Origin of the sequence: Nonomuraea cavernae (assembly GCF_040655715.1) — a bacterium.
Lineage (GTDB): Bacteria > Actinomycetota > Actinomycetes > Streptosporangiales > Streptosporangiaceae > Nonomuraea > Nonomuraea cavernae_A.
The window spans coordinates 11,837-26,048 of record NZ_JBFAKL010000037.1 but is presented as its reverse complement, the minus strand read 5'-3'; the positions used below and the strand labels follow the sequence as shown (position 1 = coordinate 26,048).

General features: G+C 70.8%; 11 protein-coding genes. 6 read left to right on the top strand and 5 right to left on the bottom strand.

Going from position 1 to position 14,212, the window contains the following annotated elements:
• Positions 1 to 113 precede the first annotated feature (113 nt).
• Positions 114 to 1,865, top strand: coding sequence for a polyprenol phosphomannose-dependent alpha 1,6 mannosyltransferase MptB (gene mptB, locus AB0I38_RS36265; RefSeq protein ID WP_358492360.1), 1,752 nt, complete (start codon positions 114 to 116; stop codon positions 1,863 to 1,865).
• On the opposite strand, the gene AB0I38_RS36260 is transcribed toward mptB, so the two are convergent.
• On the bottom strand, positions 1,747 to 4,116 hold the full coding sequence (locus AB0I38_RS36260) for a hypothetical protein (protein ID WP_358492356.1): 2,370 nt from the start codon (positions 4,114 to 4,116) through the stop codon (positions 1,747 to 1,749). The two genes, mptB and AB0I38_RS36260, sit on opposite strands and share 119 nt — an antisense overlap.
• A gap of 77 nt (positions 4,117 to 4,193) precedes the next feature.
• Between AB0I38_RS36260 and AB0I38_RS36255 the strand changes: the two genes are divergently transcribed.
• From AB0I38_RS36255 to serS, 3 genes are all read left to right on the top strand, one after another.
• Positions 4,194 to 5,393, top strand: a complete 1,200-nt coding sequence (locus tag AB0I38_RS36255) for a glycosyltransferase 87 family protein (RefSeq protein WP_358492351.1) — start codon at positions 4,194 to 4,196, stop codon at positions 5,391 to 5,393.
• Between the two features lie 78 nt (positions 5,394 to 5,471).
• Positions 5,472 to 6,392 (top strand): prephenate dehydratase, encoded by a 921-nt coding sequence (pheA, locus tag AB0I38_RS36250; protein ID WP_358492345.1) that lies wholly within the window; start codon positions 5,472 to 5,474, stop codon positions 6,390 to 6,392.
• Between the two features lie 53 nt (positions 6,393 to 6,445).
• Positions 6,446 to 7,708, top strand: coding sequence for a serine--tRNA ligase (gene serS, locus AB0I38_RS36245; protein ID WP_358492340.1), 1,263 nt, complete (start codon positions 6,446 to 6,448; stop codon positions 7,706 to 7,708).
• Here the strand turns inward: serS and AB0I38_RS36240 are convergent.
• Together AB0I38_RS36240 and AB0I38_RS36235 are read right to left on the bottom strand one after the other, a co-directional pair.
• The gene (locus AB0I38_RS36240; RefSeq protein WP_358492335.1) at positions 7,672 to 8,946 is read right to left on the bottom strand and encodes a hypothetical protein; all 1,275 of its coding nucleotides are present in this window, start codon (positions 8,944 to 8,946) and stop codon (positions 7,672 to 7,674) included. The two genes, serS and AB0I38_RS36240, sit on opposite strands and share 37 nt — an antisense overlap.
• Before the next feature lie 163 nt (positions 8,947 to 9,109).
• Positions 9,110 to 9,313, bottom strand: a complete 204-nt coding sequence (locus AB0I38_RS36235; RefSeq protein ID WP_043619750.1) for a cold-shock protein — start codon at positions 9,311 to 9,313, stop codon at positions 9,110 to 9,112.
• A 248-nt stretch (positions 9,314 to 9,561) separates the two neighbouring features.
• Between AB0I38_RS36235 and AB0I38_RS36230 the strand changes: the two genes are divergently transcribed.
• The gene (locus AB0I38_RS36230) at positions 9,562 to 10,356 is read left to right on the top strand and encodes an HAD family hydrolase (protein ID WP_358492331.1); all 795 of its coding nucleotides are present in this window, start codon (positions 9,562 to 9,564) and stop codon (positions 10,354 to 10,356) included.
• Here the strand turns inward: AB0I38_RS36230 and AB0I38_RS36225 are convergent.
• Positions 10,347 to 10,853, bottom strand: coding sequence for a bacterial proteasome activator family protein (locus tag AB0I38_RS36225; protein ID WP_358492328.1), 507 nt, complete (start codon positions 10,851 to 10,853; stop codon positions 10,347 to 10,349). The genes AB0I38_RS36230 and AB0I38_RS36225 overlap by 10 nt on opposite strands.
• A gap of 5 nt (positions 10,854 to 10,858) precedes the next feature.
• Positions 10,859 to 11,815 carry an NAD(P)H-quinone oxidoreductase gene (locus AB0I38_RS36220; RefSeq protein ID WP_358492326.1) on the bottom strand — a complete coding sequence of 319 codons (957 nt, stop codon included), beginning with the start codon at positions 11,813 to 11,815 and terminating at the stop codon, positions 10,859 to 10,861.
• A gap of 113 nt (positions 11,816 to 11,928) precedes the next feature.
• Here AB0I38_RS36220 and AB0I38_RS36215 point away from each other — a divergent pair, with 113 nt between their 5' ends.
• Entirely contained in the window at positions 11,929 to 14,211 is a 2,283-nt protein-coding gene (locus AB0I38_RS36215; RefSeq protein ID WP_358492323.1) for an AAA family ATPase, read from the top strand.
• The last annotated feature ends 1 nt before the right edge of the window (position 14,212 follow it).

Below are 14,212 nucleotides of genomic sequence, written 5' to 3'. Positions count from 1 at the left end.
GCAAACCAGGCAAACGCCGTACTGATCGGTCAAGTGCGGCGTCTACCCCGGAGTTATCCACAGGCTGGGGATGACGGGCGTGAGCGCTGTGGTGAGTGTGCTGGAATTTGCGGGTGACTTCGGAGACGCGGAGCGGCCGGTCGTCCTGCCTGCTCCCGAGGCTGGCCATGGCGGCGATCGGTGGCTCGATCCTGCTGACGATCGGGCTCGGCCTGCTCGGGCCGTCCGCCGTCGTCCCCGCGCTCGGCGGTCCCGCCTGGCACCCGCCCTACTCCTTGGCGCTCCAGCCCGGCCCCCATCTCGTGGTCTCCCTGGCTGCGGCGGCCATCCTCCTCGGCGGCCTGGGCCTGCTCGGGGCGCTCTTCGCCGTTCGGGCCATTCCACCCACCGCAGGGAGGCCGGGCGGCACTTCCGGTCCTCGTGGCGGCAGCGGGGAGACGCCGGGCGGGCCTGGTTCGCGGGGAATGGCCGTCAGGTGGGGCCGATGGCGGGGGATGCCGTCCGCACGGGTCCTCGTGCTCGTCGGCTGCGTCGCCGCCGGCGTGCTCGCGTTCCTGCCGCCGTCAGGGTCGGGCGATCATCTCAACTACGCCGCGTACGGGCGCATGGTGGTCCTCGGCGTTGACCCCTACACCCATGGCGCGGTCGATCTCAGCGGCGACCCGGTCGCCGACGCCGTCGAGGCGCCGTGGCGTGAGGAGCCGAGCGTCTACGGTCCCATCGCGACCGCCGTGCAGGCCCTGGCGAGCTGGGCCGGCGGCGACTCGGTCAGGCTCACCATCTTCGTGCTGGCCCTGTTCAACGCCGGGGCGTTCATCGCGACCGGCCTGCTGATCGACCGCTTCACCCGGGACGACCCCGCCAGGCGGCTGCGCGCGGCCCTGCTGTGGACGGCCAATCCGCTCCTGCTCTACCAACTGGTCGCCGGCATGCACGTCGACACGCTGGCCATCGCGTGCATGGTGGCGGCGCTGCTCGCCCGCGGTCGTCCGGTCGGCTCAGGGCTGCTTCTCGGCGCCGGCGTGGCCATCAAGCTCAACGCGGGCTTGGTCGCCCTCGGGTTGGCCTGGGAGCTGCGCCGCCGGCCGGGCCGCCTGGCGCTGATGGCGGGGGCCGCCGTGGCGGTGGTGGTGGCCGGCTACGCCGTCGTGGGGATCGACGCCGTGGCCCCGGTGACCCGCACCAGCAAGGCCATCTCGCACGCCTCGTTCTGGAAGCTGGTCCAGGGGTGGTTGCAGGAGATCGTGGGGGTGGGTCACGCCTACCGCGGCGAGATCCAGATCGGCTCGCTGGTCGTGCTCGCGCTGGTGGCCTGGTCGCTGTTCCGCCTGGCGTCGCGCGCCCCAGGCAAGGGCTCGCCGATCCTTTCCGTCGGCCCTGCGCAAGGTGGGCTGCCGCCATCTGCTGCCAACGTGCGGGGCGGGCTGCCGCCGTCCGCCGATGACGCGCGGAGTGAGCTGCCGCCGTCCGCCGACGCGAGGCGGGGAGGGTTGCCGTCGTCGGCCGGTGGGGGGCGGGTGGAGTTGTCGGCCGAGGTGGTGGCGGCCGTGCTGGCCTGCGCCTACGTGTTCGCGACGCCGTACGTGCTGCCCTGGTATGACGGGTTGGCGTTCGCGATGCTCGCGCTGGTGACCGCCTCGGCGCTGGACGGGTTCCTCGTGCTGCACTTACTCGTGCTGTCGCTCGCCTACCTGCCGGCGCGGGTGGTGGGGCAGCCGCCCGACCTTGAGTGGTTGAGGACCGTCGTCAGGGCTCAGGTCGTTCCGTGGGTGCTGTTGGGGCTGACGATTGGCCTGGTGTGGTGGGCTTGGCGAGCCGCAGGGCGCGTACGGAGGCGGCCAGAGCCAGCGGCACCGCCACGGTGAGGGCCATGGCCGGGATGGCGATGCCCGAGTCGTTGATGAGGAAGCCGACGAAGGCGCAGGTGAGGGCGCCCAGCAGGCCGGCGCGGAGCGTCGGCGCGGCGGCGTAGGCCTGGCCGAGCGCCGAGGCGCCCCAGCGCGACGGGCGGTCGAGCACCAGGAAGAGGAAGGCGATGGCGACGAGCGAGAGGAGGGTCAGTGACCAGTTCCCCACGGTCACGCCGATCATGGCGCCGAACTTACGCGTGATGACGGTCCAGGCCTGGCCGTCGATGATCTGCTGGACGAAGTTGCCCAGGTGGGTCCGCTGGATGGCCGGGCGCAGCCAGTCGAAGACGGCGATCCCGCCGATGAGCACGGTGCCCGCGAGAGCGACCAGCAGCAGCTTGACCAGGGAGACCCGGCCGCCGTAGAGCATGATCAGGAAGCCGGCCAGCCCGATCACGAAGGCGGGCACGCCACCGAAGTCCGCGCCCCATGACGGCCAGCCGTCGGCGAAGATCGCCAGCGCGCCGTAGGCCCCGCAGCTCAGCACCACGGCGAGCCGGCGGACGCCTCGGCCGAGCAGCCACTGGGCCACGCCGGCCAGGCCGAGGATGGTCCCGGTCGCGTAGACGGCGAAGGCGATGTTGCTGAAGCCGTAGAACCTGCCACCGGTGACGGGCTCGTAGCCGGTCACGGCGTTCACCTGCAGCGTCGAGCCGGTCATCACGTCGAGCAGCAACGCCACCGACGTCACGCCCGCGACCACGGTGAGGGGGCCGAGCACATGCCCGCGCCAGGGGCCGGCGAACGCCAGCGCGCTGATCAGCCCGGCGATCACGAGGATCGTCACGATGAGCGCGAGCATCGGAGCGGGCAGACTCCACCAGGGCACCAGTTGGGCGAGGAACGTCGAGACGGCGATCGACCCGCTGACCACGGCCACGACCTGGACCGTGCCCAGCAGCCGGGAGGTGCTCGCGGCCTCCTGGACGGGCGACGACGCCGGGTCGCGGCGACGGCGCAGGGCCAGCGCGGCGAAGACGTAGAAGATCAGCTGCACCGTGACGAAGACGGCGAAGAACGGCCCGCGCACCTCCCGCAGCACCTGGCTGGCCAGATCGCCGTCGGCCAGCTCCTCGACCGTCTCGGCGGGCGTCGCCGGCGCGGGGCCGTCGCTCCGCCAGGGCCGCCCGACGACCTCGCGCGGCACGTCGAGGCCGAGCGCCGTGATCGCGGTCGCGGTCAGGTCGGTGATCGTGACCAGGGCGTCCTGCCGGGTGGACATCGCGGTGAGGTGCCCGTGCCGGTACGTCCCGCCATCCGGGGAGGGGCCGGTGGCCAGGGCGACGTGCAGATGGGCGTTCGGGGTCACGTCGGAGACGCCCGCCACCAGCACGGTGGTGCCGGCCGGCAGGCGGGTGAGCAGGGTGCCGATCCGGTGGTCCGCCTCGGCCACGGCCGCCATCCTGGTCGCCGCCGGCATCGAGGCCGGCACACCGTACTCGTCCAGTGGCCGCCCGGCCCAGGCGGTGGCCAGCTCGGGGGCGTCGAGGACGATCAGGTGGTAAGGGGTGAGGTCGTCGGGCAGGGACTCGGGATTGTCGACGTATTTGGCGATATTTCCGGCCTTATCGGCAGCAGCGAGTGCCGCGCCCGGCCCGATGGCGGCCACCTGCCCACCGGCGTCGGCGACCAGCTGCCCGAGAGCGCCCACCCGGGCGTCGTAGCCCGTCTCCGACTGGTGAGCGGCCAACTCCGCCCACCCCGGCACCGTGGCGCCCTCTCCGTCGGGCCGAGGAGCCGGGACCGCCGGACACCCCTTGCCCGGCGTGCCCGCCCGCTGGCCCGCCGAGACGGTGAGCCAGCCGGACACCGGGCAGGTGATGCCGCGATCCGGGGGCGGCACGGCCCGCGTCGACAGCGAGGCCGACGCGCCCTCGGCGACGAGCTTCCACAGGTGCGGCGTGCGCGTCTGGTCGAGGTCGCTCCACTCAAGGCCGGGCACCCCGATGAGCGCCACCCGCCCCTGGGGAGCGGTCAACGAGCCGGCGTGGGCGGCGGCGGGCAGCAGGAGGACGGCCAGGACGATGCCCAGAAGGGCGGTGAGGGCTCGCCAGGCCCGATTGGCCGCACTCCACGCCGCCGGCCGTACGAAATCGGGGGCCGCCGCTCTCCAGGCCCCCGCCGGCCGTACGGGATCGGGGGCCGCACTCCACGCCGCCGCCGGCCGTACGAGACCGGCGAGCGCACGGAAGGTGACGTGCGGCATGTGCGAGAACCCCCAGTGTGGTGCTTGGATCAACCGTCGTGCTTCGAGCGGGCAGAGCCACGGTAACGTGCCACACCGTGACAGGTGGCGACGAGCCGTCGATCCGGCGGCAATGGTGGGCGTGGGCAATCGCGGTGCTGGTCATCGTGCTGGCCGTGGCGCCCCTGGTGCGGCACTGGCTGACCAACCCCGGCGACCAGCGCCTGGTCGACCTCGACGTCTACCGCACCGGCGGGCAGATGATCCTCGAGGGCCGCTCTGTCTACGAGTTCTTCACGCCCGCGCCGCAGTTGCTCCCGTTCACCTACCCGCCGATCGCGGCGCTGCTGGCCGCGCTGCTCGCGAAACTGTCGTGGGAGAGCGCCCAGTGGGTGTGGACCGCCGGCGTCTACGTGGCGCTCGGCGTCGCCGTGGCCTACTCCTTCCGCAAGGTGCTGGGCAGGCACGCGCCGTGGGTGTTCGCGTTCCTGATGGTGGCGTGCGCCTATCTGATGCCGATTCGCGACCAGGTGCGGTTCGGCCAGGTCGACATCCTGCTCGTGGCGCTGTGCCTGGCCGATTGCGTGGCGAGGCGGCCGTGGTGGCCGCGCGGGTTCCTGATCGGGCTGGCGACCGCGGTGAAACTCACACCGGGTGTCTTCCTCATCTATCTGATGGTGACGCGGCAGTGGCGGACGTTCTTCATGGCGGCGTTCACGACGGCGCTGCTCACGCTGCTGCCGTTCGCGGTGATCCCGCAGGACGCCGCCGACTTCTGGTTCTCGGCCCTGCTCGACCCCGAACGGCTGGGCGCCAACGCCGCCACCACCAACCAGTCCATCCGCGGCATGCTGATCCGCCTCTACCTTCCCGACGCGCTGACGACCGTGCTCTGGCTGGCGCTGGTGGCGCTCGTCGGCTGGTACGGCTTCCGCGGCGCAGTCCGGGCGAAGGACCCGGTCGCCGCCGTCGGACTGGTCGGGCTGATGGCGGTGCTGCTGTCGCCGGTCGCCTGGATCCACCACCTGGCCTGGGTGGTCGTGGTGCTCGGGGCGATCGTGGGAGACGGCCGTGATCCGGTCAGGCTGCGGGTGGCCACCGGGGTGTGGCTCTACTACGTGCTGCCGATCCCGTGGTGGGGGGTGGCGTTGAAGGCGGCGGAGATCCCGCTCGTCAGCCCGATCCTGGGCAAGATCGTGCAGAACGCCTACGGGCTGGGCGCCGTGGCGCTGGTCTGGCTGCTGGCGTCGTGGCTGCCCGCCCGACGTGCGGAAACGGCGTCACCCGTCCCGGTCTGACCATTACCTCTGTGTCGTGCCGATTACGGTCATTCCGAAGTCGCGCGTAGCTCGCCAACCTGCGGATACTCTGTAGCCATGCCCAGACTCGCCTATCTCGGACCAGAGGGCACCTTCACCGAAGAGGCCCTCAGGCTCCTGGAGCCCGACGCCGAGCGTCTGCCCTGCGCCAACGTCACCGCGGCGCTCAACGCCGCGCGCGGTGGCGAGGCCGACGGCGCGGTCGTCCCGCTGGAAAACTCCCTTGAGGGCGCGATCACCACCACCCTCGACGAGTTCGCCTGGGGCGAGCCCTTGATCATCACGGCCGAGCTGCTGCTGCCGGTGCGTTTCTCGCTGCTGGCCAGGCCCGGCACGGAGCTTCCGCACATCAAGCGGGTCTACACCCATCCCGCGGCCATCACCCAGTGCCGCGCCTACGTCGCCCGTGAGCTGCCTGACGCGGTCGTGGTGTCGGCTCCCTCCACGGCGGCCGCGGCCCAGGAGGTCGCGCTGCCGGGCTCGCCGTACGACGCGGCGATAGCGGCACCCATCGCGGGAGAGCACTACGGGCTGGTGGAGCTCGCCGGCGACATCGGCGACCGGTCCGACACCGTGACCAGGTTCGTCAGGGTGAGCCGCCCTGGCCCGCTGCCCGAGCCGACCGGCTCCGACCGCACCACGCTCGTGGTGTTCCTGGCCGACGACCATCCGGGCGCGCTGCTGGAGATGCTGACCGAGTTCTCGGTGCGGGGCGTCAACCTGAGCCGCATCGAGTCGCGGCCCACCGGCGACGGCATCGGCCGCTATTTCTTCCACTTCGACTTCGAGGGTCACGTCGCCGACGCGCGCGTGGGCGAGGCCATCGCCGGGCTCCACCGCATCTGCGGTGAGGTGCGCTTCCTGGGCAGCTATCCGCGTGCCGACGGGGTGGCGCCGCAGATCAAGCGGGGCACCGCCGACGGCGAGTTCGCCGAGGCCGGCGAATGGCTCGCCCGGGTCCGCGCCGGCCAGGTCTGAGCCGGGGGCCAATTGAGGAGCGCGCGGTCGTCGTGCGCCGGTAGCCTTTCCTTGTGATTGACCTGCGTACCCTTCGTGAGGATCCCGACCGGCTACGGGCGTCGCAGCGTGCCCGCGGTGAGGACGACTCCGTCGTCGACACGCTGCTCGACCTCGACGAGCGCCGTCGCGCCGCGCTGACCAGTTTCGAGTCGCAGCGCGCCGAGCAGAAGAGCCTCGGCAAGTCGGTCTCCCGGGCGCAGGGCGAGGAGAAGGCGGCGCTGCTGCAGCGCGCCAAGGAGCTCGCCGGCCAGGTCAAGGGCGCCGAGACGGAGGCCGAGAAACTGGCCGCCGAGCTCGACGAGGTCCTGCAAACGGTGCCCAACATCGTCGAGGAGGGCGCGCCTCCCGGCGGCGAGGACGACTACGTGGTGCTCGAGACCCATGGCGAGCCGCGCGTGTTCGACTTCGAGCCGAGAGACCACCTGGAGATCGGTGAGCGGCTCGACGCCATCGACATGGAGCGGGGCGCCAAGGTGTCCGGCTCGCGGTTCTTCTTCCTCAAGGGCGTCGGCGCTCGCCTGCAGCTCGGCCTGCTCAACATGGCCATGCAGCAGGCGATCGGCACCGGGTTCACGCCGATGGTCGTGCCGGTGCTGGTCAAGCCGGAGACCATGCAGGGCACGGGCTTCCACGTGGCCCATGACAAGGAGATCTACCGCCTGCCCGATGACGACCTCTACCTGGTCGGCACCTCCGAGGTGTCGCTGGCGGGCTACCACGCCGGGGAGATTCTCGGCGGCGACGAGCTGCCGCTGCGCTACGCGGGCTGGTCGTCCTGCTTCCGGCGTGAGGCCGGCTCCTACGGCAAGGACACGCGGGGCATCATCCGCGTCCACCAGTTCGACAAGGTGGAGATGTTCTCCTACGTACGCCCCGAGCAGGCGCACGAGGAGCACCAGCGGCTGCTGGCCTGGGAGAGGGAGATGCTGGCCAAGATCGAGGTGCCCTACCGGGTCATCGACACGGCGGCGGGCGACCTCGGCATGTCGGCGGCCCGCAAGTTCGACTGCGAGGCGTGGCTCCCGACGCAGGGCCGCTACCGCGAGCTGACCTCGACCTCCAACTGCACGGAGTTCCAGGCGCGCAGGCTGGGCATCCGCTACCGCGACAAGGACGGCCGGCCCCAGCACCTGGCCACGCTCAACGGCACGCTGGCGACCAGCCGGTGGATCGTCGCGATCCTGGAGAACCACCAGCAGGCCGACGGCTCGGTCGTGCTGCCCGAGGCGCTGCGCCCCTATGTGGGGCTCGACGTCCTGGAGCCGGTCAAGTAGGCGTCGCGCCTGAGGAGCACGCCGTACGATCCGGGCACGCCCTGCGTCCAGCCGTAGAAGGGCCCGTAGACGGTGGCGTAGACGAGCGGGGCGGAGCCCAGGCCGACGAGCGCCGCGGTGGGCCGGATGCGTCCCGCCGCGGCCAGGACGAGGCACATGAGGATGCCGATCAGCGTCAGTGAGCCGCCGAGGACCAGGCCGCCGGGGTCGATCCCCGATGCGCGCACCGCCTGGGACGTCGTGTAGAGCAACCCGCCGAGGCCGACCACGGCGAAGATCACATAAGCTGTCCGCAACTGCCTCAGCCCGATCCCCAGAGCGCCCAGCAGCACGGTGACCGCGAGGAAGAACGCGATCCCGCGCTCCTCGCGCACCGAATCGGCCGGTTCGGCCGGCGACGGCGCGAAGAAGGGCCACCCCGCCTGCCGCCAGGCGCCCGAGACGTCCCGTACGAGGATCCCGTCGAGGCCGTCCGCGACCACCACCACGTGTCCTCCGGGCCTGGCCTGTACGGCGAGCGCACGAGGGTGCTGGGGGGCGCCGGGGTCGTCCCCGGGTTTCCACGACTCGTGCCACGTCGCGCCGCCGTCGTCGGACTCGGTCACGATCATCCCGTCGAGAACCTGGTAGCAGCGCTGGGGCTGTCCGGGCACGCAGGCCGCGCTCTGTGGTGGCCGGTCCGGCCTCAGGTGCCACTCGGACCAGGTGACGCCGCCGTCCTCGGAGACCAGGCCGGTGACCCCGTTGGGATCCTCGAACTCGTCGTACATGTGGACGATGACGCGCGGGCCGTCCACCAGGACGGAGTCGGCGTTCGGAGGCGGCGGGGCGGCGGACGTGGCCACCACGGCGAGCAGCGCCGGTGGCATCGCGACCAGCAGCCGCCACCGCCCTGAGCCGGCCCGCAGGCTGCGCCCGCGTATCCACCAGGCCAGTCCGAGCGCGGGCAGCGCCAGCAGGTCCGTGGGATCGGCCAGGACGCGCGATGGGCCGGCCACCAGGGTCCAGAGGTGGGAGGCGGTCTCCGCGCCCGTCTCCGTCGTCTTGACGAGCGTGAAGAGCACTCCTGTCAGCAGGGTGGCCGTGAGGTCGGCCCGGCGCCACAGCAGCAGCGCGAGAAGGGGAGGTGCGACGACCAGGCCGGCGACGTCACTGAGCTTGCCGGTGATGAACCCTGGATGGGCCTGCTTGAGCAGGTGGTCGTTGAGCAGCAGGACGATCACCGCGACCATCGTCACGGGGTGACATAACCACGCGTGCCTCATGCAGGTGTCGATGACCGGGAGAAGCTCCAGGTTCGGCCCGGGGTGAGTCGAGCCATACCTGTGACCGATCCGTCATCTCAACGCGAAAGACCGGGGTCCGCTGGAAGCGAACCCCGGTCTGTCTCGCTGCTACAGGTCAGATGGCACGGACCTGGGAGGCCTGCGGCCCCTTCTGGCCCTGCGTGATCTCGAACTCGACCCGCTGGCCGTCTTCAAGGCTGCGGTAGCCGTTGCCGACGATCTCGGAGAAGTGCACGAACACGTCCGGCGCACCGCCGTCCGGGGCGATGAAGCCGAAGCCCTTCTCGGCGTTGAACCACTTGACGGTTCCCTGAGCCATAAAAGCTCTCCCTCAGGATGTGAATCTATGGGACCCGCACCTCGCGAATCCCGGTGTGTCGTACAGCAAGCACCCGGGGTGGCTCAGACAACTCATGCTGGTTTTCACTACGGGATCAGCTAATACAACGCCATTCATCTAACACCATTCTGGAGGGTTGGTGTTCCCCTCCCCAGGAAGATTTCTGGTCGGCGGCATCACCCGGCAAACTGGAACGTGTTATGCAGAGCTCTCCCGCGCCACGTCTGGTGGCCACCGACCTGGACGGCACCGCCCTGCGCACGGACGGAACCGTCTCTCCCCGTACGGTTGCGGCGTTCACCAAGGTCGAGGCGTCCGGTGCCACGCTCGTCTTCGTCACCGGACGCCCGCCCAGGTGGATGAGCGGCGTGGCCGGCGCCGTGCGCCATCACGGCCTGGCGATCTGCGCTAACGGAGCGCTGATCTATGACCTCCATACAGAGGAGATAGTTGAATCTCACCTCATCTCGGCGGAGGTGCTCGAGGAAGTCGTCGCTCAGCTAAGAGCGAACGTGCCCGAACTCGCCTTTTCGGTCGAGTACGAAGGTGGATTTGCGCATGAGTCGGATTTCCCGCTCGGCGGCTGGGACAGCAAGGCCGTCGGCGGCCTGAACGTGGGCATGACGACGCCGACCTCTCAGACGCTGATCTCTCGACCGTGCGCCAAGCTGCTGGCGCTGCATCCGCACATGGATCCCGACCGCCTCCAGGCGACCGTGGACGACCTCGTGGGGCATCTGGTGACCAGCACGCACTCCAGCGGCCGGAGCCTGATCGAGATGAGCGCGCACGGCGTGACCAAGGCCACCGCCCTCGCGGTGCTGGCGGACCGGCACGAGATCAACCCATCACAGGTGGTGGCATTCGGGGACATGCCGAACGACCTGCCCATGCTGGCTTGGGCAGGGACGTCGTACGCCGTCGCCAACGCGCATCCGAAAGTGCTCGCCGCCGTCGACCACGTGACGGCGGCGAACAACGACGACGGTGTCGCCCTGGTGCTCGAAAAGCTCTACAGGTAGGGGCCGGTGCCGCCGTGCGGGCGGGGCTGGTCGTCATGGGGCACACCGGGCAGCGCCCTGCGCATCTGCTCAAGCTGGGCACGGGCCGCCATCTGCTGCGCGAACAGCGTGGTCTGGATGCCGTGGAACAGACCTTCGAGCCATCCGACCAACTGGGCGTGGGCGATGCGCAATTCGGCCTCGCTGGGCGGAGTGCCGTTTTCGTCGGTGAACGGCAGCGACAGACGCTCCAGCTCGTCGACCAGTTCGGGGGCCAGGCCGTCCTCGAGCTCCTTGATGGAGGACTCGTGGATCTCCTTCAGGCGCTTGCGGCTGGCCTCGTCGAGGGGAGCCGCGCGGACCTCCTCGAGGAGCTGCCTGATCATGCTGCCGATGCGCATCACCTTGGCAGGCTGCTCGACCAGGTTGGCCACCGATCGCTCGTCGTCCTCACCCTTGCCTTGGAAGTCAGGACCGACCACCACGATATGAGGGGTGTTGTTGTCCTCTGCATTCATATCTCTCACCGTACTAGCAGGATCTTGCCGATGTGGTCGCCGGAATCCAACATACGGTGGGCCTCGGCAGCCTCGGACATGGGCACTTCGGCATAGACCACCGGACGCACCGCACCCGCGCTGACCAGCGGCCATACGTTGTCGACGACGCTGCGGGCGATCGCGCCCTTCTCGTCGGCAGGCCGGGCGCGCAGGGTGGTGGCGTGGACGGTGGCTCGCTTGGCGAGAAGGGCGCCGAGGTCGATCTCGGCCTTGCGGCCGCCCTGCAGCCCGATGATCACCAGCCGCCCGCCGTTGGTGAGTGCCCGAATGTTGCCGGACAGGTATTTGGCGCCCATGATGTCGAGAATCACATCGGCGCGCGCCTTGTCGGCGAAGTCCTCCTCGCGGTAGTTGATGACCTCGTCGGCGCCCAACTCCATGACGCGCTCCGCCTTGGCCGCCGAGCCGACCGTCGTGATCACCCGCGAGCCGAGCGCCTTGGCCAGCTGCACCGCGAACGTGCCGATGCCGCTCGCCCCGCCGTGCACCAGCAGCGTCTCGCCCCGGCGCAGCCGCGCGAGCATGAACACGTTGGACCAGACCGTGCACGCCACCTCGGGCAGCGCCGCCGCCCGCACCAGCGAGACGCCCTCGGGCACCGGCATCACCTGCTGCCACGGCACGGCCACCCGCTCGGCATAGCCGCCACCGCTCAGCAGCGCGCACACCTCGTCGCCCGGAGCGAAGCCCTCAACGCCGGCGCCGATCTCGGACACCACGCCGGAGACTTCCAGCCCCGGATAGGGGGAGGCGCCCGGCGGCGGATCGTAGAACCCGTTGCGCTGATGAATATCGGCCCTGTTGACCCCCGCGGCTGTCACGTCGATGATGACTTCGCCCTGCTCAGGTCGTGGATCGGGCACCTCGCGCCACTCCAGGACCTCTGGCCCGCCTGCCTGGGCGATCTCGATGGCTCGCATGGACCAAATGTAGCCGGGCAAGGAAGTTGTGGGTTGGCTGCGTTCATGGGAACACATGGCGTTACCCTGCAAGGTATTTGCTGCCCCTTTAGACCCACCCGAGGGGGAACACGGTGGCAAGACACGATCGCGAAGAATCGCTCGAGGAACAGCTGGCCTGGCTGGACGCAATCAAGGAGACCGAAGAAGCACCTGTCAAGGTCAGCACTCCGGCTCCGGCGTCCCAGGCGGGCGCCTCGACCGGCTCGAACGCGTCGCCCGACGAGCCCGCCGCTTCGCCGTACCCCCAGGATCCGTGGCTGTCGGTGCCCTCCCAGCCGGACACACCGACTCCGCCGCTGTTCCGCGCCGCGGTCGACTCCGTGTACGGCGCGCAGGCCGCCGAGGCCCTGCCCGAGGGGGAGAGCGAGGCCGCCGAGTGGCTGGAGACGGCCTCCTCGGCGGACGACACCGCGCCAGGAGGCCCGACACTGAGCCTGGGCAAGCCGGACGACGCGTTCCTTGCCCCGCTCAAGCCGCTGCCCCGGCCCGACGACACCGACACCTACACGATCTCCTTCGCCGAGCCCGCTCCAGGCTCGGGCTCCGGGCCCGGTACGACAGATCCGACGAAGTGGCCCGAGCCGCCCGATTGGCCGCAGTCGCCGAAGGCGTTCGACGACCAGCGCCCGGCCGACGAACCACGGCGCACCGCCTTCGAGGTGCACCCGTCCGAGCCCGCCGAGGGGGCCTCGTCCGAGGACGCCTCCGACCGGCCGCGTTCCTTCGACGAGTCCGGCGGCTACGGCGGCGCGCGGGCCACCGGCTCCTCACGGGCCGCCGACCCGGCAACGGACGAGCCGGGCTCGCCGGCCGGGCCGCTGCCCCTGGACCAGCCTCCGGCGTTCGGCCGGTCCCGCTCGTTCGACCTCTCGCCACCGCCGCAGCAGCACCCCCTCGACCGCCCCGGTGACCCGTTCGCCGATCAGCCTTCCGCCGACCGGTCTCCCGGCCGGTCGGCCGGTCAGTCCTTCGATCGCTCCAGCGACCGGCCCACCGATCAGTCTCTCGATCGGCCGTCCGACCGGTCCTTCGATCAGTCTCTCGATCGCTCTAGCGACCGGTCCTTCGATCGGCCGTCCGACCGGCCTTCCGATCAGTCCCTCGACCGGCCTTCCGACCGATCCTTCGATCGGTCCGGTGATCGCTCGGCCGATCTGCCTGGCGACCGGCCCGGCGAGCTGTCCTTCGATCGGCCGCGGGCTTTCGGTCCGACAGCCGAGTCGTCCCAGGCCACCGCTGACCAGGCGAAGCCTCCGAGGGTGTCGCGGCGGGGGCGGCCCGTCGACGAGGAGTCGGCCGGCTTCGACGAGCCGCGTACCTACGGCCAGCCACGGCCTGAGCCGACAATGCCCGCCCGGAGCCGGCGCCCCGCCCCGGTGCCCGTGTTCAGCGCGCCGCCGCGCCCGCCCGTGACGGGCAGGCCGACGGCCGAGAGCCTCGACCCCGAGACGCTGCTGCGCGGCCGCCGCAACGCCCCGGCCAAGGGCTGGCGCCGGGTGATCTACAAGGCGTCGGGCGGCTGGATCAAGCCCGGCGAGGCGCCGGAGGTCCGTCGCCGCCGCGAGCTGCTGACCAGGGCCCGCACCCCGGTCGCCACCGGACACCACCGCGTCGCCGTGCTGAGCCTGAAGGGCGGCGTGGGCAAGACCACGACCACGGTCGGGCTGGGCGCGACGCTCGCCCAGGTGCGTGGCGACCGGGTCATCGCGATCGACGCCAACCCCGACCGCGGCACGCTCTCCGACAAGCTCGTCCTGGAGACCTCGGCGACCGTACGTGACCTGCTGAACGAGCGCGACCAGGTCAAGAGGTACGTCGACATCCGGGCGTTCACCTCGCAGGCGCCCTCGCGGCTGGAGGTGCTCGCCTCAGACCGGGACCCGTCGGTGTCGGAGGCGTTCAGCGGCGCCGACTACCAGTCGATCTCCCAGGTGCTGGAGAACTTCTACTCGATCTGCATCACCGACTGCGGCACCGGGCTGCTCCACTCGGCCATGGGCGGCGTGCTCGGCCTGGCCGACCAGATCGTGCTGGTCAGCTCGCCGTCGGTCGACGGCGCCCGAGCGGCCTCGGCGACGCTCGACTGGCTGGAGGCTCACCACTACGGCGACCTGGTCAGCGACGCGACCGTGGTGCTGTGCAGCGTCAGGCCGCGGTCGAAGTCGGCGGTGGACATCAAGAAGCTGGAGGCCCATTTCGCCGCCAGGTGCCGGGCGGTGATCCGCGTGCCGTACGACCCGCATCTGGAGGAGGGCGCCGAGATCGACCTTGAGCGCCTGCAGGAGGCCACGCGCGAGGCCTATCTGCAGCTGGCGGCCAGCGTCGGCGACGGCTTCGCGGGAAGCCAGGGGTAAG